The sequence below is a fragment of the Klebsiella pneumoniae subsp. pneumoniae HS11286 genome (genome assembly GCF_000240185.1).
In the GTDB taxonomy this organism is placed as follows: Bacteria; Pseudomonadota; Gammaproteobacteria; order Enterobacterales; family Enterobacteriaceae; genus Klebsiella; species Klebsiella pneumoniae.
The window spans coordinates 2,202,066-2,225,956 of sequence record NC_016845.1 but is presented as its reverse complement, the minus strand read 5'-3'; the positions used below and the strand labels follow the sequence as shown (position 1 = coordinate 2,225,956).

The following is a 23,891-nucleotide window of genomic DNA, read 5'->3' as shown; positions in this document are numbered from 1 at the left end:
AGTGAATTTAGGCCTGATGGAATATATTTAACCGGTTATTTGATCGCGGCGGGCATAATGAAAAACGTGTTGCCAAAAATTATTAATTTTGTGATTGGTTCGAGGTTTAAGTTGTTAAATACAGTCCATCATAGTTAATGGCACTCCTCGCAGGGAGTGCCATTATTATTTTCAGGGTTATTTTTCCGGAAGTTTTATATCTTTGAACATCGCTTCAATATCTTCATTCGAGCGTAAAGCCACCGCGGTATCTACCACGTCCCTGGTCAAATGGGGAGCAAAACGTTGAATAAAATCATACATGTAGCTTCGTAAGAAGGTGCTACGGCGGAAACCTATCTTAGTGGTGCTGTGGCTGAAAATACCGTTCGCATCCAGCTTCACCAGATCCGGGTCAGAGACCGGATCCACCGCCATGCTGGCGATTACCCCTACCCCCAGCCCCAGGCGAACATAGGTTTTGATGACGTCGGCATCGGTGGCGGTAAAAACAATGCGCGGCGTCAGGCCCGCACGGTTAAACGCGGTATCCAGTTCGGAGCGGCCGGTAAAACCAAAGGTATAGGTTACCAATGGATACTGGGCCAGTTCCTCTATGGACACCGAGCCCTTGGTGGCCAGAGGATGCTCGGGGGTCACTACAATCGACCGGTTCCAGTGATAGCATGGCAGCATCACCAGATCGTCATACAGATGCAGCGCCTCGGTGGCGATGGCGAAATCGGCATTGCCTTTCGACACAGCCTCCGCAATCTGAGTCGGCGAGCCCTGATGCATATGCAGCGACACCCGCGGGTAGCGTTCAATAAACCCCTTGATCACTCCCGGTAACGCATAGCGCGCCTGGGTATGGGTGGTGGCGACGTAAAGAGACCCTTTGTCAGGCCAGGTATGCTCTCCGGCGACAGATTTGATGGCATCGACTTTCGACAGCACTTCGCGGGCGATGCGGATGATCTCCTGCCCGGCCGGCGTCACCTGGGTTAAGTGTTTACCGCTGCGGGCAAAGATCTGAATGCCCAGCTCATCCTCCAGCATGCGGACCTGCTTACTGATACCCGGCTGGGAGGTATAGAGCCCTTCGGCGGTGGATGAAACATTCAGGTTATGGTTAACCACCTCAACGATGTAGCGAAGCTGTTGTAGTTTCATGGCTGATATCCGTTTGCGCGTAAAATGAAGCCGCTTAATACACTTTACGTTCAGGCAACTTGTCGCCGATGAAGGCCCTGGGCTCCCGGCAGTTGGCCATAGTGGCGCCGCAATGCATCCTGAAAGCGATGATGTATAAGACGTTTTAATAATAAAAAAGGCATTAACTATAACCACTATATCATTTATATCAACACTGTATAGACGCTAACGAAAAATAATATAGGTGGTTATAAGGGGAGGAAATTAACGCAAAGAGGGGAAGACGACACGGCAGAGAAATGCACTCTCTCTGCCGGTCGCCTGAGCAGGAAAAGCGCGCTTTTCCTGCCCGAACGAACGCCATTACTTTTTGGCTTCCGTCCACTTACCGTCGATAAAGAAAGCTGACCAGCCGGTCGCTTTGCCCTCTTTTTCAGACGCCACGTACTGCTGCTTGGTTTTACGGCTAAAGCGTACCAGCGTTTTATTGCCTTCCGGATCCTGCTGCGGCGCATCGGCGAGATAACGCAGTTTTTCCGGCAGACGATCGCGGAAGCGGTACAGCTCCTCCACCAGCGGCGCACGCGTTTCCCGTGATTTCGGGAAGGTGTTGGCCGCCAGGAAGACGCCCGCCGCCCCGTCGCGCAGCACAAAGTAGGCGTCAGACTTCTCACACGGCAGCTCCGGCAGCGGCACCGGATCTTCCTTCGGCGGAGCCACTTCGCCATTGCGCAGGATCTTACGCGTGTTCTTACACTCGTCGTTGGTACAGGCCATGTACTTACCGAAACGCCCCATTTTCAGGTGCATTTCAGAACCGCACTTCTCGCACTCCACCACCGGGCCGTCATAGCCCTTGATGCGGAATTCGCCCTCTTCAATCTCGTAGCCGTCGCAGGTCGGGTTATTACCACAGACGTGCAGCTTACGCTTAGGATCGATAAGGTAGCTGTCCATCGCCGTCCCACACTTCTGGCAGCGACGTTTGGCGCGCAGCGCGTTGGTTTCCGCGTCATCGCCTTCCAGCACGTTGAGGACTTCGTTCTCCGGCACCAGGTTGATGGTGGTTTTGCACCGCTCTTTCGGCGGCAAGGCATAGCCCGAACAGCCGAGGAAAACGCCGGTGCTGGCGGTACGGATCCCCATTTTACGGCCGCAGGTCGGGCAGTCGATGCTGGTGAGCACCATCGGGTTCGGCTGCATGCCGCCCTCTTCCGGATCTTTCTCTGCCGTCGCCAGCTGGGTGGTAAAATCGCCGAAGAAGTGGTTCAGCACCTCTTTCCACTCGGCCTGGTGGTTCGCAACCTGGTCGAGGCGATCCTCCATCTGCGCGGTAAAATCGTAGTTCATCAGATCGCGGAAGTTTTCTTCCAGCCGGTCGGTAACGATCTCGCCCATTTTTTCGGCGTAAAAACGACGATTTTCCACCCGCACGTAGCCGCGATCCTGAATGGTCGAAATAATCGACGCGTAGGTCGACGGACGGCCAATCCCGCGTTTTTCCAGCTCTTTCACCAGCGAGGCCTCGCTGAAACGCGCCGGCGGCTTGGTAAAGTGCTGCGCAGGCGTCAGCTCCACCAGGCTCAGGCGGTCGCCCTGTTTGACCAGCGGCAGCGTTCGGTCTTCATCGCCCTTGCGCAGCGCCGGCATGACTTTTGTCCAGCCGTCGAAACGTAAAGTGCGACCGCGCGCTTTCAGTTTGAAATCACCCGCAGCCACGGTCAGCGTGGTGGAGTCGTACTGCGCCGGCGTCATCTGACAGGCGACAAACTGGCGCCAGATCAGCTGATAAAGCTTCTGCGCATCCGCTTCCATATCTTTCAGCGTTTCCGCCAGCACGTTCACATCAGACGGACGAATCGCTTCGTGCGCTTCCTGCGAGTTTTCTTTGCTGGCGTACTGGTTCGCGCTATCCGGCAGATATTTTTTGCCAAATTTGTCGCTGATGTAGCCGCGAACCATGTTCAGCGCGTCCTGACTCAGGTTGGTGGAGTCGGTACGCATATAGGTGATGTGCCCTGCCTCATAGAGTCGCTGAGCCATCATCATGGTCTTTTTCACGCCGAAGCCCAGACGGGTGCTGGCCGCCTGCTGCAGGGTGGAGGTGATGAACGGCGCGCCCGGCTTGCTGCTGGTCGGCTTATCTTCACGCTCCAGTACGCTGTAGCTGGCTTTTTCCAGCAGCGATACCGCCGCCATGGTCTCATCACGGCTGACCGGACGGAACGGCTTATCATCCTTATGGGTTACCTGCAGCGGCAGGGCGTCACCGCCCGGCGTGGTGGTGCTGGCGTCGACTTCCCAGTACTCTTCCGGGACGAACGCTTTAATTTCACGTTCACGCTCCACCACCAGGCGGACCGCGACGGACTGCACGCGCCCGGCAGAAAGACCACGGGCGATTTTTTTCCACAGCAGCGGCGAAACCATATAGCCCACCACGCGGTCCATAAAACGACGCGCCTGCTGGGCGTTAACCCGATCGATATTCAGTTCGCCCGGCTTTTCAAAGGCCTGACGAATAGCGTTTTTGGTGATCTCATTGAACACCACGCGGCTGTAACGCTGTTCATCGCCGCCGATGACTTCCCGCAGGTGCCAGGCAATGGCTTCCCCTTCGCGGTCAAGGTCGGTTGCGAGATAGATGTGGTCAGCTTTTTCCGCCAACTGTTTGAGTTCTGAAACTACCTTTTCTTTACCCGGAAGTACTTCATAGTGCGCATTCCAGTCATGCCATGGGTCCACGCCCATACGGTTAACCAGAGCACTACGTTCGTCCTTTTTAGGCTTTTTAGCCCCTTTGGTGGCGGTAGAGTCGGCGCTCTTTTTGGAAGCTGATCCACTGGTCGGCAAATCGCGGATATGACCGACGCTGGATTTCACCACGTAGTCATTACCCAGATACTTATTGATCGTTTTGGCTTTTGCCGGGGACTCAACGATAACGAGAGCTTTACCCATATTCACCTTTACCTAATTTGATTCATCCAGGAATACATCGCACATTCATACACCCTCCACTGGCGACTGCCTCATATGTTGCGGCACCGTCGGTGAATATCAACCCTGAACACCCGTTTCATCTCCGTAAAACCAGGCGCTTGAGTTTGCTGACTTTTTCTCGTCAGGTGACATAGCACGAAGAATTTTTGGCCGAATGTCAAGCAAATCTGTTGCCAGATCGCCGAAAGCGTCACACTGTACCTGATAAAATTCGTTACGCAACTTTATTAGCATGCAAAAGCAAATCCCGCCAGTAAACGGCTGTTTCTCCACTGGTTACCATTACCCCTGATTTATGCATGGAAAATTTGCCCCACGCCGCCGCGCGGCGTAAACTACGCGCGGAGAAAAAGAGGAGTCCGTTATGCAAGGTACAACCCAACCAATCGATCGCCAGACGCTGCTCGAAAAAGCCAACAAACTTATTCGCGAACATGAGGATACGTTAGCCGGTATCGAAGCCACCGACGTCGTTCAGCGCAACAATGTCCTGGTGTTTAGCGGTGAGTTTTACCTTGATGAGCAGGGACTACCGACGCCGAAGAGTACAGCGGTATTTAACATGTTTAAGTATCTTGCTCACGAGCTGTCGGACAAGTACCACCTGGTCGATTAAGACCAGTGAAAACAATAATGCGAGGCCCAGGCCTCGCGTTATGTTATTTACATCAGCGGTTTCTGACCGCGCTGCCACCAGCGCAGCAGAAGCCGATCGGCGCTCTCCGCCGCGCTACCGGTAAAGCGGTCGAGCATCTTCTTACGCTGTTGATAACGCACCCCGATCACCTCGTGGCTCTCCATCAGCCCCAGCAGCAGCTCATCGCTGGTTTCAACCGCATCCACCAGACCTTTTTCCAGCGCCTGCACCCCGTACCAGTGTTCGCCGGTGGCCACCTGCTCAATATCAAGTCCCGGACGCATCCGGTGGACGAAATCCTTGAACAAATGATGTGTTTCATTGAGATCCTCGCGGAACTTGCGCCGCCCTTCCTCGGTATTTTCGCCCAGCATGGTGAGCGTTCGTTTGTACTGCCCGGCGGTGTGCAGTTCGATATCGATATCTTTATTCTTCAGGAAGCGGTGCAGGTTCGGGATCTGCGCCACCACGCCAATAGAGCCGAGGATCGCAAACGGCGCCGAGACAATTTTGTTCGCCACGCAGGCCATCATATAGCCGCCGCTGGCCGCCACTTTGTCGACCGCCACCGTCAGCGGGATCTGCTTGTCGCGCAAGCGCTGCAGCTGAGAGGCGGCCAGACCGTAGCCGTGCACCACCCCGCCGGGGCTTTCCAGGCGAATCACCACCTGATCGCGCGCTTTCGCCGCCGCCAGTACCGCGGTGATCTCTTCCCGCAGGCTATTGACCTCATGGGCATCCATACTGCCTTTGAAATCCAGCACCCAGGCGCGCGGCTTGCCTTCCGGCTCGGCATTACCCAGCTTCGCCCGCGCTTTGGCCGCCTTCGCCTCTTGTTTTTGCTTTTTCTTCTGCGCCTTATGCCACTGCTTCTGCTGCGGGCCGTCCAGCAGCGCCACCGCCAGCGATTCCTTCATCTCTTTATAATGCTCGCTAAGATTGGTCACCCGCAGCTCGCCGCGCTGCTTCTTGCGCTGAGCGAGGTTGACGATAATAGCGGCAATCACCGCGATGGCGACGACAACCGTCGCGATCTTGGCTAAAAATAAGCCGTACTGAGCAAGTAATTCCACGTTTTCACCTTGTGTAAAGCACTGACGTTGCTGCACAGTGTACCTCAGCCGCTGGCGAGAAGTCTTTGTGCTTTGTGTTCTCTGCGCAGCGGATTCCGTTTTTTTTCGCGCGGCTGAAATCGTTGCAAGATATTAATTTTGTGAATACTTTCCGCTTCGCCGATTGCAATGGCGGGCGCTTTCAGGCATAACAGCGCAAAAGTGAGATACCAAAGATGAAGCGCGATCGGGAACCGATCGCCCAAGGAGTTGCCGTGCATTATCAACCACAACGTCACTTGCTGAAAGAGCGCATCATCCTGGTCACCGGGGCCAGCGACGGGATTGGTCGTGAAGCGGCCCTGACCTACGCGCGCTATAGCGCCAGCGTTATCCTGCTGGGTCGCAACGACGACAAACTGCGCACCGTCGCCCAGGAGATTGAGCGTGAGGGTGGTATTCCCCCTCGCTGGTTTACCCTCGACCTGCTCACCTGTACGCCCCAGGCGTGCCAGCAGCTGGCGCAGCAGATCAGCATGCACTATCCCCGCCTTGACGGCGTGCTGCATAACGCTGGCCTGCTCGGCGACATCTGCCCAATGGAAGAGCAGAAGCCGGAGGTCTGGCAGCAGGTGATGCAGGTGAACGTTAATGGCACCTTTATGCTGACCCAGGCGCTTCTTCCTTTATTACTCCGTTCGGAATCGGGCTCGCTGGTCTTCACCTCATCCAGCGTCGGTCGTCAGGGCCGCGCCAACTGGGGCGCCTATGCCGTTTCCAAATTCGCCACCGAAGGGATGATGCAGGTGCTGGCCGACGAGTATCAAAGCCGCCACCTGCGGGTAAACTGTATCAACCCCGGCGGCACTCGCACCGGAATGCGCGCCAGCGCGTTCCCGACGGAAGATCCGCTGAAACTGAAAACCCCCGCTGACATTATGCCCGTCTATCTGTGGCTGATGGGTGACGACAGTCGTCGCAAGACGGGAATGACCTTCGACGCCCAACCGGGACGTAAACCAGGAATTGCCCAATGAGTGATGAACGCTACCGCGAACGCCAGCAGCGGCTGAAAGATAAAGTTGACGCCCGGGTGGCGGCGGCCCAGGACGAGCGCGGCATTGTGATGGTCTTTACCGGCAACGGCAAAGGCAAAACCACCGCCGCCTTTGGCACCGCGACCCGCGCCGTCGGCCATGGCAAAAAAGTCGGCGTGATCCAGTTTATCAAGGGGACCTGGCCTAACGGCGAGCGTAATCTGCTGGAGCCTCACGGCGTCGAATTTCAGGTGATGGCCACAGGTTTCACCTGGAACACCCAGGATCGCGACAGCGACACCGCCGCCTGCCTGGCGGTCTGGGAGCATGCCCGCCGTATGCTCGCTGACGACCAGCTCGATCTGGTGCTGCTGGACGAGCTGACCTACATGGTGGCGTATGATTACCTGCCGCTGGAGTCGGTGCTGAGCGCCCTGCGTGAGCGCCCTGCCCATCAGTCGGTGATCATCACCGGCCGCGGCTGTCATCGCGATATTATTGAACTGGCCGATACCGTCAGCGAACTGCGTCCGGTCAAGCATGCATTTGATGCCGGGATTAAAGCGCAGATGGGGATTGACTACTAAGGGCCTGATAGCGCGGAGGAAGTACGCGTTCCGGCGGCAAGTCACCGGAACGCATAACATTAACCGTTAGTCTTATTGCGAGTACTGGAACGACGGTTGCTGTTGTTACCCTGGCGCGGATTAGCGCTGGTCTGGCTGTGACGCTTCACCGCCCGACGGATCTGATTGGCTTTCAACCGCCGACGGTCTTTCTCGACGGCAACCTTAGAGCTGGTTTCCGGCGTGAGCTCCACCAGCTCGCGCAGGTAGTTGGTCTGCGCCAGGTCCAGCTCGGTATAGCCGCCGCGCGGCAGGCCTTTCGGCAGCAGAATATCGCCGTAGCGCACGCGGATCAGACGGCTGACCTGCACGCCGACCGCTTCCCACAGGCGACGCACTTCGCGGTTACGCCCTTCGGTCAGGGTAACGTTATACCACTGGTTAATCCCTTCGCCGCCGGTGAATTTGATGGTTTTAAACGCTGCCGGACCATCTTCTAACTGTACGCCGCGCGACAGCTGGCGCAGCTTATCATCATCCACCTGGCCGAAAACGCGAACGGCGTACTCACGCTCGACTTCACGGCTCGGGTGCATCAGGCGGTTGGCCAGTTCGCCATCGGTGGTGAACAGCAGCAGGCCGCAGGTATTCACGTCCAGACGACCAACGGCAATCCAGCGCGCGCCGCGCAGTTTAGGCAGACGATCAAACACCGTCGGGCGTCCTTCCGGATCGTTACGGGTGCACAGCTCGCCTTCCGGTTTATAGTAAGCCAGCACGCGGCAGATCTGCTCGGCAGACTCTTTCACCGAGATCAGATGACCATCGATACGAATTTTTAAACCAGGGACAATTTCCACACGATCGCCGAGGGTGGCGATTTTGCCGTCGACGCTGACGCGGCCAGCTTCGATTTTCGCTTCAATTTCACGGCGGGAGCCGTGGCCGGCGCGGGCCAGCACTTTTTGCAGTTTCTCGCTCATTGAGCTTCCTTAAGGTGTCGCCTTCCCAGGCGTCTGGTATGCTTTATGAAACAATGAGGCCAAAAGCACAACTCATTGTTACGTATATACTTTTAACGTAAAGTCTCGTCGGCGCGTTCAGGATATCCACCGCGAGCCCGTATTCGTGGCCGAACATACTACACTAACTTCGTCGGGAAAGCTTCTGTTCGCCGCGCCCCGTCTTTAGTATGGAACAGATTTTCCTCATTCTCCTGTGCCCATTCACGCATACGGATCTTTATCGGACAGCGCCCCCCTCATTACGCGCGCTCCTCAGCAACGGCCGGGCGCTGGCCAAGCAGCCAGTCGCGAAAACAGCGGTTGGCAGGCGCCAGCAGCGCGGTCTCGTGGTAAACCAGATGATAGGCCAGCGGACAGGCGATGGGCTGCGCCAGAGGATTAACCAGCCGCCCCTGCGTCAGCGCAGGCGCTATGAATGAGCGTCGCAGTAATGCCATCCCCATACCGGCGAACGCCGCCTCCGTCACGCCGTTGGAATCAGTGAACACCGGCCCACGCCGCGCGAAGTGCGGCGCCAGCCCCACGGCCTTACACCACAGCGCCCAGTCTTCACGATGTTCATCGTGCAGCAGCGGATACTGCAGTAGATCGCTCGCATCGGTGAGCGTCCGGCGCGGAGCAATCAGTTGCGGGCTACAGACCGGCATCAGGTCGTCATCCAGCAGGCGGTAAGCCTGCAGTTCCGGCCAGCCGCCGACACCATGACGCACGGCAAAATCGATCCCTTCACTCAGCAAATCCACTCGCCGGTTGGTGGTGCCGATCTGGATCTCTATCTGCGGATAGCGTTGTTCAAAATCAGCCAGCCGCGGCAGCAGCCACTGAATGGCGAAGCCGCTGGTACAGCTGATAGCTACCTTTTCTGGTCCCGGGGGCACCTGCAGACGCTGGGTGGCGGCGGCTATCTGATGAAACGCCGGCTGAACGGCCCGCAGGTAGATCTCTCCCACCGCCGTTAACTGTAACCGTCGCGGAGTACGGATAAATAGCGGGACATTCAGCGTCTCCTCAAGGCGGGCAATCTGCTGGCTGACGGCGCTGGGCGTGACGCAAAGCTCACTGGCGGCCAGCTTCAGGCTGAGCAGCCGCGCCGCCGCCTCAAAGCAGCGCAACGCATTCAGCGGCGGGAGTTTCATGGGTATGGAACCTCGGTTAAGAAAAACTTAATCATGTAAGCATAACGCGTTTGTCGCACGCTGCACGTGGGTTCTACAGTTGACTTCCTTCGTGACTACAAGGAGTCAATCATGCGTGTTATCGACTATGGCCGCCTGCTGCTGCTCGCCGCCCTCTGGGGCGCCAGCTTTTTGTTTATGCGCATCACCACCCCGGCCTTCGGGGCGTTGAACAGCGCTTTTCTTCGCGTACTGTTCGCCGCTATCGCGCTCGGGCTGTTACTCGGCGTGCAGGGTAAATGGAGCGGGTATCAGGGAAAATTCACATCCACTCTGCAGCTGGGGGTCATTAATTCAGGCCTTCCTTTTCTCATGTACTGCCTTGCCGCGCAATGGCTGCCGGCAGGGTACTCCGCCACGCTTAACGCCACGGCGCCGATGATGGGGGTGCTGATCGGCGCGTTATGCTTTGCAGAACCGTTAACCCTGCGCAAAGGCGGCGGCGCGATACTGGGCGCCATTGGCGTGGCGGTGATCGCGCGCCCGACGTCTGGCCTTAGCGCCGCCCTGCTGCTGCCGGGGATTGGCGCCTGCCTGACCGCGACCGCCTGTTACGGTCTGGCCGGCTTTCTGACCCGCCGCTGGATCCAGCAGCGAGGCGGCCTCGAGGCTGAACGCGTCGCGCTGGGTAGCCAGGTCGGCGCCACGCTGTTTCTGTTTCCTTTCTTTCTCTGGTCCTGCTGGCATGGGCCTGCCGTAGACTGGCGGCAGAGTCTGCCGTGGATAGCGATAGTCATGCTGGGCGTGGTCTGCACGGCGGCAGGGTATATTATCTACTTCCGCTTGATTGCAGATATAGGGCCGCTGCGTTCGCTGTCGGTGACCTTTTTGATCCCACCTTTTGCGGCGCTGTGGGGCTATCTCTGCCTCGGAGAGACAGTGGAGAAAGGATTGATTCTCGGCGCGCTGCTGGTTTGTGTAGCGCTATGGATGATTATCGTGCCGTCGGGGCGAAAACGCGGGGTACCGGACGGCGCATGATGCACCGCCCGGCAGATAGCCTTAGAGAAACGGCCTCACGTCGCCGACGCCTTCGCGCAGCACCACCGGGGTGTCTTCAGTGAGATCGATAACCGTGGTCGGCTGCTGCCCAAGGAAACCGCCGTGAATGATGAGGTCCACCACTTTCTCCAGACGATCTTTGATCTCTTCCGGGTCGGATTCGGTAAAGTCGCTGCCGGGCAGCATCAGCGACGTGGAGAGCATCGGCTCGCCTAAGGTCTCGAGCAACGCCTGAGCGATGGGGTTAGACGGGACGCGCATGCCGATGGTTTTACGCTTCTCCTGCAGCAGCCGACGCGGCACCTCTTTGGTCCCCTTAAGGATAAAGGTATAGTTGCCCGGCGTGTTGTTTTTCATCAGGCGAAATGCCACATTATCCACAAAAGCGTAGGTTGACAGCTCGGACAGATCGCGGCACATCAGGGTAAAGTTGTGGCCGTCCGGCAGCTGACGGATGCGGCAGATCCGCTCCATCGCCCCCTTGTCTTCAATTTTGCAGCCCAGCGCGTAGCCGGAGTCGGTAGGATAAACGATCACCCCGCCCTTACGCACAATCTCCACCGCCTGGTTAATCAACCGCGCCTGCGGGTTATCCGGATGGATATAAAAAAACTGGCTCATACTTCCCTCTCAATTTTTATTCGGCGGCCGCTTCCCAACTGTGCCAGACGCCTTCCACGCCGGCAGGAAGCCAGAGCTTACGGCCAAGTTCGATCCACGCGCAGGGCTGATGAAAATCGGATCCCTGCGACGCCAGAAGACCAAACTGCACGGCCAGGGTGGCCAGCTGGGCGCGTTCATGGGGCGCCTGCTGACACTGGGCCACTTCCATGGCATCACCGCCCTGCTCGCTAAAGTGGGCCAACAGCCGCTTCAACCACTTGGCGGAGAGATCGTAGCGCCCGGGATGGGCAATCACCGCCTTGCCGCCAGAATGATGAATCACATCAATCGCTTGTTTTATTGTACACCACTGCGGCGGCACGTAACCGGTTTTCCCGCGGGCAAGGTATTTTTTGAAGACTTCCGCCATGTTTTTCGCATGGCCGGCCTCCACCAGAAAACGGGCAAAATGGCCGCGGGTGACGGCGCCACCGTCCGCCAGTCGCAGCGCCCCTTCCCAGGCGCCGGGGATCCGCGCCTTCTCCAGGCGCTCGGCAATCATCTGACCGCGCTGCTGGCGCCGCGCTTTCTGCTCCTCCAGCAGGGCGGTCATCGTTGGGTGCGCAATATCAATATTCAGACCCACAATATGAATCTCGTGATTCTCCCAAAGGGTGGAAATCTCGACGCCGTTCACCAGGGTCAAGGGTAATCCGGCGCGGGCGATCTCCTCCCGGGCCGCCGGGATCGCCGCCACGCTGTCATGGTCGGTGATCGCCAGGGTGCCGACGCGCATCTCATGGGCGCGATGGACCAGTTCCTGCGGAGTCAGCCGCCCGTCAGAGGCGGTGGTATGGCTGTGCAGATCGTAAATCACTGCGTATTGGCTGTCGCTCAAAAGGACTCCTGCTGGACATCAACGTAAATAAGCGCATTATCATACCGACAGGCAGAGAAAATCTGCAAACAAGGGTTGACTTTATTCCATTGAACTAGTTAACTAGTACGCAAGTTCACATGAAGGGGTATCACGATGAAAATGCACTTTATCACTCTGCACAGCTGGTGGCGCACCTCCTGACGACGGGCGGCGTGATCGCGTTTTGCATTCAGCATACAGATACCCGGCCCGCCAATGAGCGGGCTTTTTATTGGACAAAAATAATACGAACAGGCGAGAACAATAATGCAAACATCCAAACCGGCACTCGAGCTTCTCACCAGCGACGCCATCTACCGGGAGAACCCGACGGCGTTATTCCACCAACTGTGCGGCGCCCGTCCGGCGACGCTGCTGCTGGAATCCGCTGACATCGACAGCAAAGATGACTTAAAAAGCCTACTGCTGGTCGATAGCGCGCTGCGCATTACGGCCCTTGGTGACACTGTCACTATTCAGGCCCTCTCCGCCAACGGCGCGGCGCTGCTGGAACTACTGGACGGCGCGCTGCCCTCCGGGATCATCAATCAGCGCCAGCCCAACGGCCGCATCCTGACCTTCCCGGCCGTCAGCGCCCTGCTCGATGAAGACGCCCGTCTCTGCTCACTGTCGGTGTTTGACGCCTTCCGTCTCCTGCAGGAGCTGGTGAGCGTTCCGGACAACGAGCGCGAAGCGATGTTCTTCGGCGGCCTGTTCGCCTATGACCTGGTGGCCGGTTTTGAAGATCTTCCCCAGTTGCAAAGCGACACCACCTGCCCGGACTACTGCTTCTATCTGGCGGAAACCCTGCTGGTCATCGACCATCAGACCAAGCATACCCGCATTCAGGCCAGCCTGTTCACCCCGCTGGAGAGTGAAAAACAGCGCCTGGAGCAGCGCCTGAGCCAGCTGCGTCAGCAGCTGAACGAGCCGCCGGCGCCGCTACCGGTTACCACCGTGGCCGAAATGCGCTGCGACGTTGACCAGAGCGATGAAGAGTACGGCGCGGTGGTGCGCAAAATGCAGCGCGCGATCCGCGCCGGGGAAATCTTCCAGGTGGTTCCTTCCCGCCGCTTCTCGCTGCCCTGCCCATCGCCGCTGGCCGCTTATGATGTGCTGAAGAAGAGCAACCCCAGCCCGTACATGTTCTTTATGCAGGACAATGATTTCACCCTGTTCGGCGCCTCGCCGGAAAGCTCGCTGAAGTATGATGCCGTCAGCCGTCAGATTGAGATCTACCCCATCGCCGGCACCCGGCCACGCGGCCGCCGCGCCGACGGCTCGCTGGATCGCGACCTCGACAGCCGCATCGAGCTGGAAATGCGCACCGATCATAAAGAGCTTTCCGAACACCTGATGCTGGTGGACCTGGCGCGTAATGACCTGGCGCGCATCTGCACCCCGGGCAGCCGCTATGTCGCTGATTTAACCAAGGTTGACCGCTACTCCTTCGTGATGCATCTGGTCTCCCGTGTAGTAGGCGAATTGCGTCAGGATCTCGACGTCCTCCACGCCTATCGCGCCTGCATGAATATGGGCACCCTCAGCGGCGCGCCGAAGGTCCGCGCCATGCAGCTGATTGCCGCCGCCGAAGGTAAACGCCGCGGCAGCTACGGCGGCGCGGTGGGCTATTTCACCGCCCACGGCGACCTCGACACCTGCATCGTCATCCGTTCCGCCTACGTGCAGGAAGGTATCGCTACCGTCCAGGCCGGAGCCGGCATTGTGCTCGACTCGGTTCCCCAGTCGGAAGCGGATGAGACCCGAAATAAAGCCCGCGCGGTGCTGCGCGCCATTGCCCAGGCCCATCACGCGAAGGAGATTTTCTGATGGCTGACATTCTGCTGCTCGATAATATCGATTCCTTTACCTATAACCTGGCAGACCAGCTGCGCGCCAACGGCCATAACGTAGTGATTTATCGCAACTCCGTTCCGGCGCAGGCGCTGATTGAGCGTCTGGGCACCATGGACAACCCGGTGCTGATGCTCTCCCCGGGCCCGGGTACGCCAAGCGAAGCCGGCTGCATGCCGGAGCTGCTGACCCGTATGCGCGGCAAGCTGCCGATCATCGGCATCTGCCTCGGCCACCAGGCCATTGTCGAAGCCTACGGCGGCTATGTCGGCCAGGCGGGGGAGATCCTCCATGGCAAAGCCTCCAGCATTGAGCACGACGGCCAGGCGATGTTTGCCGGTCTGGCTAACCCGCTGCCGGTGGCGCGCTACCACTCGCTGGTCGGCAGCAATATTCCCGCCGGGCTGACGATTAACGCCAATTTCAACGGTATGGTGATGGCGGTGCGTCACGATGCGGATCGGGTGTGCGGCTTCCAGTTCCACCCGGAATCGATCCTCACCACCCAGGGCGCGCGACTGCTGGAGCAGACCCTGGCCTGGGCGCTGCAGAAGCTGGAGCATACCAACACCCTCCAGCCGATCCTTGAGAAGCTGTACCAGGCGGAAACCCTGAGTCAGCAGGAGAGCCACCAGCTGTTCTCCGCCGTCGTGCGCGGCGAAGTGAAGCCTGAGCAACTGGCCGCCGCGCTGGTCAGCATGAAAGTGCGCGGTGAGCAGCCGCAGGAAATTGCCGGCGCCGCTACCGCGCTGCTGGAAAACGCCGCGCCGTTCCCGCGCCCGGACTACCTGTTTGCCGACATCGTTGGCACCGGTGGCGACGGCAGCAACAGCATCAATATCTCCACCGCCAGCGCCTTTGTCGCTGCGGCCTGCGGGTTAAAAGTGGCGAAACACGGCAACCGCAGCGTCTCCAGTAAATCAGGCTCTTCTGACCTGCTGGCGGCCTTCGGCATTAATCTCGATATGAACGCCGATAAATCCCGCGCCGCGCTTGATGAGCTGGGCGTCTGCTTCCTGTTCGCGCCGAAGTACCACACCGGTTTCCGCCACGCGATGCCGGTCCGTCAGCAGCTGAAGACCCGCACCCTGTTCAACGTGCTGGGCCCGCTGATCAACCCGGCGCATCCGCCGCTGGCGCTGATTGGCGTCTACAGCCCGGAACTGGTGCTGCCGATCGCCGAGACCCTGCGCGTGCTGGGTTATCAGCGCGCGGCGGTGGTGCACAGCGGTGGGATGGATGAAGTTTCGCTGCATGCGCCTACGGTGGTGGCCGAACTGCATAACGGGGAAATTAAAAGCTATCAGCTGACCGCCGACGACTTCGGCCTGACGCCTTACCATCAGGCGCAGCTGGCGGGCGGCACCCCGGAAGAAAACCGTGACATTCTGACGCGCTTGCTACAAGGTAAAGGTGAAGCCGCTCACGAAGCCGCCGTCGCCGCCAACGTCGCCATGTTGATGCGTTTACACGGGCATGAAGATCTGAAAGCTAACGCTCAGCAGGTACTGGATGTGCTGCACAGCGGCGCGGCCTATGACAGAGTGACCGCCTTAGCGGCAAGAGGGTAAATAATGCAAACCGTTTTAGCAAAAATCGTTGCCGACAAAGCGATTTGGGTGGAAGCCCGCAAACAACAACAACCGTTAGCCAGTTTTCAAAATGAGATCGTTCCGACGCAGCGCAATTTCTATGACGCGCTGGCCGGCACCCGCACCGCGTTTATTCTTGAGTGCAAGAAGGCCTCACCGTCGAAGGGGTTGATTCGCGAGGATTTCGATCCGGCAGCGATCGCCAGCATCTACAAGCACTACGCCTCGGCGATCTCGGTGCTGTGTGATGAGAAATATTTCCAGGGCAGCTTCGATTTCCTGCCGATCGTCAGCCAGGTCGCGCCGCAGCCGATCCTGTGTAAGGACTTCACCATCGACCCTTACCAGATCTACCTGGCGCGCTACTATCAGGCCGACGCCTGCCTGCTGATGCTCTCGGTGCTCGACGATGAACAGTATCGTCAGCTCTCGGCGGTGGCTCACAGCCTGAATATGGGCGTGCTGACCGAAGTCAGCAATGAAGAGGAACTGGAGCGCGCCATCGCCCTGAAGGCGAAGGTGGTGGGCATTAACAACCGCGACCTGCGCGATATGTCGATTGACCTTAACCGCACCCGTCAGCTGGCGGCGCGTCTCGGCCCGGATGTCACGGTGATCAGCGAATCCGGCATCCATACCTATGCCGAAGTGCGCGAGCTGAGCCACTTCGCCAACGGCTTCCTGATCGGCTCCGCCCTGATGGAGCAGGCGGATCTGGAAGCGGCGGTTAAACGCGTGCTGCTCGGCGAGAACAAAGTGTGCGGCCTGACGCGCCCGCAGGATGCCCAGGTGGCCTGGGAGTCCGGCGCCATTTACGGTGGGCTGATCTTCGTCCCGACCTCGCCGCGAGCGGTGAATGACGCCCAGGCCAAAGCGGTGATCGCCGCTGCGCCGCTGCAGTACGTCGGCGTCTTCCGCAATGCGCCGCTGGAGGAGGTGGTCGCCCGCGCGCAGGCTCTGGGGCTGGCCGCCGTGCAGCTGCACGGTGATGAAGACCAGGCCTATATCGACGCGCTGCGCGACGCCCTCGCGGACAACGTCCGCATCTGGAAAGCGCTGAGCGTCGGCGAAACCTTCCCGGCCCGTACGCTCCACCATGTCGACAAGTACCTGCTCGACAACGGCCAGGGCGGCAGCGGCCAGCGCTTTGACTGGAGCCTGCTGCAGGGCCAGGATCTGCGCAACGTCATGCTGGCGGGCGGCCTCGGCGCCGATAACTGTGTGGAAGCGGCCAAAAGCGGCTGTGCCGGACTCGATTTCAATTCAGGCGTAGAGTCGCAACCAGGGATGAAAGACGCCAGCAAGCTGGCCTCCGTATTCCAGACGCTGCGCGCATATTAAGGAGCAATAATGAGCACTTTACTGAACCCCTACTTCGGCGAATTCGGCGGCATGTATGTGCCGCAGATCCTGATGCCCGCCCTGCGCCAGCTGGAAGAAGCCTTTGTCAGCGCGCAGAAGGACCCGGCCTTTCAGGCGGAATTCACCGACCTGCTGAAAAACTACGCCGGTCGTCCGACGGCCCTGACCAAATGCCGGAATCTGACCGAAGGCACCCGCACCACCCTGTACCTGAAACGCGAAGATCTGCTGCACGGCGGCGCGCACAAAACCAACCAGGTGCTGGGCCAGGCCCTGCTGGCCAAACGGATGGGTAAAACCGAAATTATCGCCGAGACCGGCGCCGGCCAGCACGGCGTCGCCTCAGCGCTGGCCAGCGCCCTGCTCGGCCTGAAATGCCGTATCTACATGGGTGCCAAGGACGTCGAGCGCCAGTCGCCGAACGTGTTCCGTATGCGCCTGATGGGCGCCGAGGTGATCCCGGTGCACAGCGGCTCCGCCACGCTGAAAGATGCCTGTAACGAGGCGCTGCGCGACTGGTCCGGCAGCTACGAAAAGGCGCACTATATGCTGGGCACCGCCGCCGGTCCGCACCCGTTCCCGACGATTGTGCGTGAATTCCAGCGCATGATTGGCGAAGAGACCAAAGCGCAGATCCTTGAAAAAGAGGGCCGCCTACCGGACGCGGTGATCGCCTGCGTCGGCGGCGGATCAAACGCCATCGGCATGTTCGCTGATTTTATCGAGGAAACCAACGTCGGCCTGATCGGCGTGGAGCCCGCCGGACACGGTATCGAGAGCGGCGAGCACGGCGCGCCGCTGAAGCATGGCCGCGTTGGGATCTACTTCGGTATGAAGTCGCCGATGATGCAGACCGCCGACGGCCAGATCGAAGAGTCTTACTCCATTTCCGCCGGGCTGGACTTCCCGTCCGTTGGGCCGCAGCACGCGTTTCTGAACAGCACCGGTCGCGCTGACTATGTGTCGATCACTGACGACGAAGCGCTGGACGCGTTTAAAGCGCTTTCCCGCCACGAAGGGATTATCCCGGCGCTGGAGTCCTCTCACGCTCTGGCCCACGCGCTGAAGATGATGCGCGAGAACCCGGAAAAAGAGCAGCTGCTGGTGGTTAATCTCTCCGGCCGCGGCGACAAAGACATTTTCACCGTACATGACATCCTGAAAGCGCGAGGGGAAATCTGATGGAACGCTATGAGACGCTGTTTGCCCAACTGAAAAATCGCCAGGAAGGCGCCTTCGTCCCCTTTGTCACCCTTGGCGATCCGGGACCGGAGCAGTCGCTGAAAATTATCGATGCGCTGATCGAAGGCGGCGCTGATGCCCTTGAACTGGGGATCCCTTTCTCCGACCCGCTGGCGGACGGCCCGACCATCCAGGGCGCGGCCCTGCGCGCCTTCGCCGCGGGAGTGACCCCGGCGCAGTGCTTTGAGATGCTGGCGGCGATCCGCCAGAAGCATCCGACCATCCCAATCGGCCTGCTGATGTATGCCAACCTCGTCTTCAGCCCGGGCATCGATGCGTTCTATGCCCAGTGCGCCCGCGTCGGCGTCGACTCGGTGCTGGTGGCCGACGTGCCGGTGGAAGAGTCCGCCCCGTTCCGCCAGGCGGCGATGCGCCATAACATCGCACCGATTTTCATCTGCCCGCCCAATGCGGATGACGATTTACTGCGCCAGATTGCCTCTTATGGCCGCGGCTACACCTATCTGCTGTCGCGCGCCGGAGTGACGGGTGCGGAAAATCGCGCCGCGCTGCCGCTGCACCACCTGGTGGAGAAGCTGGCGGAATATCACGCCGCGCCGCCGCTGCAGGGCTTTGGTATCTCCGCGCCGGAGCAGGTGAGCGCCGCCATTGACGCCGGAGCCGCCGGGGCTATCTCCGGTTCCGCCATCGTCAAAATCATCGAACGCCACCTCGATGAGCCGCAGACCATGCTCGACGAGCTGAAAGCCTTCGTCCAGAGCCTGAAGGCAGCGACCAAAACCGCCTGACCATCAGCCGCCTGGTATCGCGCCAGGCGGCGATTTCCACGCGTTACCTTCCTTTCCATGTCATCTTGCACGCCAACACATCAGACGGCCCGATGATCGACACCTTGACGCCAGGCGATGCGCTTTAGCGTGGAAATGGATGGCGGGCGGATACCGAAGATTTGAACTATGTTGAAAGGGAAAAATATCGCTCTCCCTGGCACAGGAGAGCGATACAGTCAGGCAATCAATATTGCCCGAATATCATTGACGTTGGTTAACGTCGGGCCGGTGATCAGCAAATCATTAAGCGCGTGAAAATAGCAGTAACTATCATGGCCATCCAGATATTGCACTGCATTAAGACCGCTCAGCTTGCCGCGCGCAAGCGTATCCGGGAAGACGATCGCACCTGCGGCATCTTCTGTGCCATCAATACCATCGCTATCTCCCGCCATGGCCCAGATACCGTGTTCCCCCTGGAGCGCACAGGCCAGACTGAGTAAAAACTCGGTATTGCGGCCCCCTTTTCCAGGCTGAGTGTTGTTTACTGTCACCGTGGTTTCGCCACCTGACAACAGCACAGCAGGCCCTGAAATCGGGTGACCATACTGCTTCGCCGATTTCGCCATACCGGCCATGACCACCGCCACTTCCCTGCTTTCACCTTCTATAGCATCCCCCAAAATAAGGGGGGTGAACCCATGTTGTCGTGCGGCCAGCCCCGCCGCCGCTAACGCCATCGCCGGCGTGGCGATAAGCCTGACCTCGCCTGTCGCGGCGTTTTCCATCGGGCCGGCCGGCTGGTTTAGCCGTTCGCTAACGGGCTTCGGGATCGTAATGCCATACCGCTGCAGTACCCGGAGCGCATCACGTGGTGCGCTGTTATCGGCAACGGTGGGGCCAGACGCTACGTCCGTCGGATTATCGCCAGGCACATCGCTGATAATCAGTGATACGATGCGCGCCGGTTGCGCCATGGTCGCCAGCTTTCCGCCTTTCACCGCTGAGAGATGACGACGTACCAGATTCATCTCTTTGATGTTGGCCCCGCTATGGAGCAGGGCCCGGGTGATGGTCTGCTTATCTGCCAGCGTTAACCCCGGGGCGGGCAGCGCCATCAGCGCCGACCCTCCCCCTGAAATCAATGCCAGCACCAGATCATCGGCAGTTAAACCGCGCAGCGTCTCCACAATCAGCATTGCGGCAACCTCGCTCATGGCATCTGATACGGGATGAGCCGCCTCAATAATGCGGATGCGGCCCGCAGGAACCGCGTAACCGTAACGCGTCACCACCACGCCCGACACCGCCACATCCGGCCAGGCCGCATCCACGGCAGCCGCCATTGCCGCGGACGCTTTACCCGCACCGATCACCACACAACGGCCGCGAGGTTTTTCCGGCAGGTTAGCCAGGGTCACCGGCCCGGCGCGGGCACTGTTGACCGCATGTTGAAAGATATCCTGCAGGATCTCTGCAGCCTGTTCGTTATTCATGTTTATGCGGTCTCGGCAATGTCAGCTTTAGCGTCAATGTAGTGCACCACGGCGCGTGTCACCTCCGCGGTATTGGCTGAGCCACCGACATCTGGCGTCAGAATGCCTTTTTCACACACATACTCAATGCTTTCCATAATCAGCGCAGCGGCATGGCGTTCGCCCAGATGTTCAAGCATCTGTACCGCGGTCCAGAAAGTGGCAATGGGGTTCGCAATCCCTTTGCCGGTGATATCGAATGCGGAACCATGGATCGGTTCGAACATGGAAGGGAAACGGCGTTCAGGATCAATATTCGCGGTCGGCGCTACGCCCAGACTACCCGCCAGCGCGCCAGCCAGATCGGAAAGGATATCGGCGTGCAGATTGGTGGCAACGATGGTATCCAGGGTCTGGGGATGCAACGTCATACGGTGCGTCATGGCATCGACCAACATTTTGTCCCACTGCACATCCGGGAATTCCTGCGCCACTTCAGCGGCAATCTCATCCCACATCACCATACCATGGCGCTGGGCGTTGGATTTGGTCACCACGGTCAGCAGTTTACGTGGACGAGACTGTGCCAGTCTGAAGGCATAGCGCATAATGCGTGTCACCCCAACACGGGTAAAGATTGCCACTTCGGTACCGACTTCTTCAGGTAAACCACGGTGGGTACGGCCGCCGTTACCAGAATATTCACCTTCGGAGTTTTCGCGCACGATGACCCAGTCAAGATCGCCAGGCCCGCGGTTGCGCAGCGGTGAAGTGACGCCCGGCAGAATTTTGGTGGGTCGCACATTGGCGTACTGGTCAAAGCCCTGGCAAATAGGCAGCCGCAGGCCCCAGAGTGTGATGTGGTCAGGGACATCCGGGGCCCCCACCGCGCCGAAGTAAATGGCATCAAATGCTTTCAGCATGTTCAGCCCTTCTTCCGGCATCATCACGCCATGTTTTTTGTAATAGTCTGACCCCCAGTCAAAGGTCTCTATATCAAATTTCAGTTGCGGATCGTGGCGCGTCAGCGCGTGCAAGACTTCAATACCTGCCGAAATGACTTCCGGTCCGATACCGTCCGCAGGGATGGCAGCAATTTTGTAGTGACGCATCGTTACTTCTCCAGTTAATGAGTATGAGGATGTGGAAGCTCTGCCGTCGGCGATTTGTTCGCTCTGGCAGAAAGAATCATGACCACGAGGGCCGAGAGCGCCAGCAATCCGGCGACAAAGTACAGGCCCCAGCTGTAACTACCGGTTTGCTCGCGGATCACGCCAATCATCATCGGGCCAACGAAACCGCCGAGGTTGCCGATGGAGTTGATAGCCGCAATGCCAGCGGCCGCAGCCGGTCCGCTGAGGAACAGGGTTGGCATGCTCCACAAAGGGGGTTTTGATGCGCTAATCCCCACGGTGACCAGCGTTAAGGCGACCATTACGGTAAACAATGTGCTGACATTACCGGCGTATATCAGCCCGGCAGCCGCCAGCAGGCAGGCGCCAATGACGTGCCAGCTGCGCTCTTTGGTTCGATCGGAATGACGCGCCCAGAGGATCATGGCGATGACGCCGATCACCGCCGGAAAGGCGTTCAGGAAACCAATCTCCAGCGAGGAAGCACCGAAACTGCGAATGATTTGCGGGGACCAGATGCCAAGCGTATACAGCCCGGCTGAGGTACCGAAATAGACCAGCGCCAGCGCCAGGACGCGTATATCCGCTAGCCCTCGCCATGCGCTGGAATGGCTCTGTTTTGCCGCCCGTGCCCGCTCCTCGTCTTGCATGGCGTTTTCCAGCCAGGCACGCTCTTGATCAGTCAGCCATTTGGCCTTGGCCGGACGATCCGTCAGGAAGAACAGAACCACAACACCGAGCACCAGCGCCGGCAAAGCTTCCAGTACAAACATCCACTGCCAGCCGGCGTAGCCAAGGAAGCCATGCATCTCCAGCAGTGCGGCCGAAACCGGCGATCCCAGTGCTGTCGACAGGGGAGCTGCGGCCATAAAGATGGCAGTGACCTGCGCACGCCTGGCGGCAGGAAACCAGTAGCTGAGATAGAGAATGATCCCCGGGAAGAAACCGGCTTCCGCCACGCCGAGCAGAAAACGCAGAATGTAGAAGCTCGTCGTGCCCTGCACAAAAGCCATGCAGCCAGAGACGAATCCCCAGGTAATCATGACGCGGGCGATCCAGATGCGGGCGCCCACTTTATGAAGAATTAAGTTTGACGGTACCTCAAACAGAAAATAACCCAGGAAGAAAATTCCAGCGCCCAGACCAAAAACGGTGGGTGAAAATCCCAGATCCTGATTCATGGTCAGGGCGGCAAAGCCAATGTTGACGCGGTCAAGGAAGGCAATGAAGTACAGCAGCATGATGAAAGGAATAATGCGCAGGGTAACCTTACGCATCACCTTCTTTTCGAGGTCGTTTTTCATGACGGGATGCTCCATAGTGATGTAGGGTTGTTATCGTTTTGTAATAATCCCAGTATGAAGTTTTGAACCGCTTTATCATCGGCTCGGCTTTATATAAATAATTTGTATAATCAGGTTTTGGTGAAAAAATGGATATAAATCAGCTACGTTGCTTTGTGGTGTTAGGTGATGAGCTTCACTTTGGCCGGGCTGCCCGTAAACTCGAAATGATGCCTGCGTCACTGAGTCGCTTTATTAAGCTACTGGAAGATGATTTGGGGATCAGGCTACTGAATCGATCGACCCGCAACGTGTCGCTAACACCTGAAGGCGCCGCCTTTTTAAATGAGGCCAAAACGGTCATTGCTGATTTCGATGCGCTACGGCAGCGATTCCGGAAAAATAGCCTGTTGCAGAAAAGAACGTTGCGGATCGGGGCTATCGACAGCGCAGCCAAAGGATTACTTCCTGAATTGCTTAATCTTTTCGTCAGGCGTTTTCCTGAAGCAGATATTCATCTTACAGAAGATAAATCTCACAAACTTATCCCCCGACTCATTTCAGGGTGGCTGGATGTGGTTTTTGTGCGCCCGCCGGAACACATTGATGCCATGCTGACAACGCGATTTATTGCCAATGAAACTTGCGTGCTCGCCGTGCCCGCTCATCACCGGCTGGTCAGTTATGATGAAGTCAGTATCGATGACTTTCGGCACGAGCCTGTTATCTTGCCGGAAAGACGCACCCGGCGTCACAGCCATGACCTGACAATGAATATTTTCAAAGAGGGGGGCAGCATGCCTGTCATCGCGCAGTATGCTGAAGAGAAGCAGACTATCCTGAGTTTTGTTGCCGCAGGACTCGGCATTGCTCTGGTGCCAGCGTCCTATAAAGACATGAATGCCGACGGCGTGAAATACCTTGCGCTCACGCCGAAAAAGCATGTCGAAGGGCTCCCCCTCAGCGCGATGTGGCATCAGGGAAACAACACTCTCTATGTGAGATCCCTGCTGGAGATACTTTCCGACAACATCGACGAACTGACCCGTGAGTTGTGACGCAAAAG

At 58.3% G+C, this 23,891-nt stretch carries 22 protein-coding genes; 10 read left to right on the top strand and 12 right to left on the bottom strand.

Annotated elements, in window-relative coordinates:
* Positions 1-177 precede the first annotated feature (177 nt).
* From KPHS_21760 to KPHS_21740, 3 genes are all read right to left on the bottom strand, one after another.
* Positions 178-1,152 carry a transcriptional regulator CysB gene (locus tag KPHS_21760; RefSeq protein ID YP_005226476.1) on the bottom strand — a complete coding sequence of 325 codons (975 nt, stop codon included), beginning with the start codon at positions 1,150-1,152 and terminating at the stop codon, positions 178-180.
* A gap of 345 nt (positions 1,153-1,497) precedes the next feature.
* The gene (locus KPHS_21750) at positions 1,498-4,095 is read right to left on the bottom strand and encodes a DNA topoisomerase I (RefSeq protein ID YP_005226475.1); all 2,598 of its coding nucleotides are present in this window, start codon (positions 4,093-4,095) and stop codon (positions 1,498-1,500) included.
* A 99-nt stretch (positions 4,096-4,194) separates the two neighbouring features.
* Entirely contained in the window at positions 4,195-4,410 is a 216-nt protein-coding gene (locus KPHS_21740; RefSeq protein YP_005226474.1) for a hypothetical protein, read from the bottom strand.
* Positions 4,411-4,501: 91 nt separating this feature from the next.
* Here KPHS_21740 and KPHS_21730 point away from each other — a divergent pair, with 91 nt between their 5' ends.
* Positions 4,502-4,753: a YciN family protein gene (locus KPHS_21730; protein ID YP_005226473.1), complete on the top strand. Its 252-nt coding sequence runs from the start codon at positions 4,502-4,504 to the stop codon at positions 4,751-4,753.
* 47 nt (positions 4,754-4,800) lie between these two features.
* Here the strand turns inward: KPHS_21730 and KPHS_21720 are convergent, their stop codons facing one another.
* Both KPHS_21720 and KPHS_21710 read right to left on the bottom strand, forming a co-directional pair.
* Positions 4,801-5,883 (bottom strand): Peptidase S49 domain protein, encoded by a 1,083-nt coding sequence (locus KPHS_21720; protein YP_005226472.1) that lies wholly within the window; start codon positions 5,881-5,883, stop codon positions 4,801-4,803.
* Between the two features lie 8 nt (positions 5,884-5,891).
* Positions 5,892-6,092, bottom strand: coding sequence for a hypothetical protein (locus KPHS_21710; protein YP_005226471.1), 201 nt, complete (start codon positions 6,090-6,092; stop codon positions 5,892-5,894).
* A 9-nt stretch (positions 6,093-6,101) separates the two neighbouring features.
* Here KPHS_21710 and KPHS_21700 point away from each other — a divergent pair, with 9 nt between their 5' ends.
* Complete coding sequence (locus KPHS_21700; protein ID YP_005226470.1) at positions 6,102-6,863, top strand: short chain dehydrogenase; 762 nt, start codon at positions 6,102-6,104, stop codon at positions 6,861-6,863.
* Positions 6,860-7,450, top strand: coding sequence for a cob(I)yrinic acid a,c-diamide adenosyltransferase (locus tag KPHS_21690; protein ID YP_005226469.1), 591 nt, complete (start codon positions 6,860-6,862; stop codon positions 7,448-7,450). The genes KPHS_21700 and KPHS_21690 overlap by 4 nt, the downstream gene beginning before the upstream one ends.
* A gap of 59 nt (positions 7,451-7,509) precedes the next feature.
* Here the strand turns inward: KPHS_21690 and KPHS_21680 are convergent, their stop codons facing one another.
* Together KPHS_21680 and KPHS_21670 are read right to left on the bottom strand one after the other, a co-directional pair.
* A complete protein-coding gene (locus tag KPHS_21680; RefSeq protein ID YP_005226468.1) occupies positions 7,510-8,412 on the bottom strand; it encodes a 23S rRNA pseudouridylate synthase B in 903 nt (300 codons plus the stop codon).
* A 281-nt stretch (positions 8,413-8,693) separates the two neighbouring features.
* The gene (locus tag KPHS_21670) at positions 8,694-9,590 is read right to left on the bottom strand and encodes a putative LysR family regulatory protein (RefSeq protein ID YP_005226467.1); all 897 of its coding nucleotides are present in this window, start codon (positions 9,588-9,590) and stop codon (positions 8,694-8,696) included.
* Between the two features lie 111 nt (positions 9,591-9,701).
* Here KPHS_21670 and KPHS_21660 point away from each other — a divergent pair, with 111 nt between their 5' ends.
* The gene (locus KPHS_21660) at positions 9,702-10,610 is read left to right on the top strand and encodes a putative metabolite transporter (protein YP_005226466.1); all 909 of its coding nucleotides are present in this window, start codon (positions 9,702-9,704) and stop codon (positions 10,608-10,610) included.
* 21 nt (positions 10,611-10,631) lie between these two features.
* Here KPHS_21660 and KPHS_21650 read toward each other — a convergent pair whose 3' ends face one another.
* Both KPHS_21650 and KPHS_21640 read right to left on the bottom strand, forming a co-directional pair.
* Complete coding sequence (locus tag KPHS_21650) at positions 10,632-11,252, bottom strand: threonylcarbamoyl-AMP synthase (protein ID YP_005226465.1); 621 nt, start codon at positions 11,250-11,252, stop codon at positions 10,632-10,634.
* 16 nt (positions 11,253-11,268) lie between these two features.
* Positions 11,269-12,132, bottom strand: coding sequence for a putative enzyme of the trp operon (locus KPHS_21640; RefSeq protein YP_005226464.1), 864 nt, complete (start codon positions 12,130-12,132; stop codon positions 11,269-11,271).
* Between the two features lie 288 nt (positions 12,133-12,420).
* Here KPHS_21640 and KPHS_21630 point away from each other — a divergent pair, with 288 nt between their 5' ends.
* Genes KPHS_21630 through KPHS_21590 form a run of 5 tightly spaced genes read left to right on the top strand, consistent with a single transcriptional unit; the run spans position 12,421 to position 18,952 of the window.
* Complete coding sequence (locus KPHS_21630) at positions 12,421-13,983, top strand: anthranilate synthase component I (protein ID YP_005226463.1); 1,563 nt, start codon at positions 12,421-12,423, stop codon at positions 13,981-13,983.
* The gene (locus KPHS_21620) at positions 13,983-15,578 is read left to right on the top strand and encodes a bifunctional anthranilate synthase/anthranilate phosphoribosyltransferase (RefSeq protein YP_005226462.1); all 1,596 of its coding nucleotides are present in this window, start codon (positions 13,983-13,985) and stop codon (positions 15,576-15,578) included. Before KPHS_21630 ends, KPHS_21620 begins: the two co-directional genes overlap by 1 nt.
* A gap of 3 nt (positions 15,579-15,581) precedes the next feature.
* Entirely contained in the window at positions 15,582-16,940 is a 1,359-nt protein-coding gene (locus KPHS_21610; protein YP_005226461.1) for a bifunctional indole-3-glycerol phosphate synthase/phosphoribosylanthranilate isomerase, read from the top strand.
* Positions 16,941-16,949: 9 nt separating this feature from the next.
* Positions 16,950-18,143 (top strand): tryptophan synthase subunit beta, encoded by a 1,194-nt coding sequence (locus tag KPHS_21600; protein ID YP_005226460.1) that lies wholly within the window; start codon positions 16,950-16,952, stop codon positions 18,141-18,143.
* The gene (locus tag KPHS_21590) at positions 18,143-18,952 is read left to right on the top strand and encodes a tryptophan synthase subunit alpha (RefSeq protein ID YP_005226459.1); all 810 of its coding nucleotides are present in this window, start codon (positions 18,143-18,145) and stop codon (positions 18,950-18,952) included. The genes KPHS_21600 and KPHS_21590 overlap by 1 nt, the downstream gene beginning before the upstream one ends.
* 218 nt (positions 18,953-19,170) lie before the next feature.
* Here KPHS_21590 and KPHS_21580 read toward each other — a convergent pair whose 3' ends face one another.
* From KPHS_21580 to KPHS_21560, 3 genes are read right to left on the bottom strand one after another with little or no spacing between them, the layout of a single operon-like run.
* The gene (locus KPHS_21580) at positions 19,171-20,430 is read right to left on the bottom strand and encodes a putative hydroxypyruvate reductase (protein ID YP_005226458.1); all 1,260 of its coding nucleotides are present in this window, start codon (positions 20,428-20,430) and stop codon (positions 19,171-19,173) included.
* Positions 20,431-20,432: 2 nt separating this feature from the next.
* Positions 20,433-21,521, bottom strand: a complete 1,089-nt coding sequence (locus tag KPHS_21570; RefSeq protein YP_005226457.1) for a putative tartrate dehydrogenase — start codon at positions 21,519-21,521, stop codon at positions 20,433-20,435.
* Positions 21,522-21,535: 14 nt separating this feature from the next.
* Positions 21,536-22,846: a putative transmembrane transporter gene (locus tag KPHS_21560; RefSeq protein YP_005226456.1), complete on the bottom strand. Its 1,311-nt coding sequence runs from the start codon at positions 22,844-22,846 to the stop codon at positions 21,536-21,538.
* A 128-nt stretch (positions 22,847-22,974) separates the two neighbouring features.
* On the opposite strand from KPHS_21560, the gene KPHS_21550 reads away from it, so the two are divergent.
* Positions 22,975-23,883 carry a transcriptional regulator gene (locus KPHS_21550; RefSeq protein YP_005226455.1) on the top strand — a complete coding sequence of 303 codons (909 nt, stop codon included), beginning with the start codon at positions 22,975-22,977 and terminating at the stop codon, positions 23,881-23,883.
* The last annotated feature ends 8 nt before the right edge of the window (positions 23,884-23,891 follow it).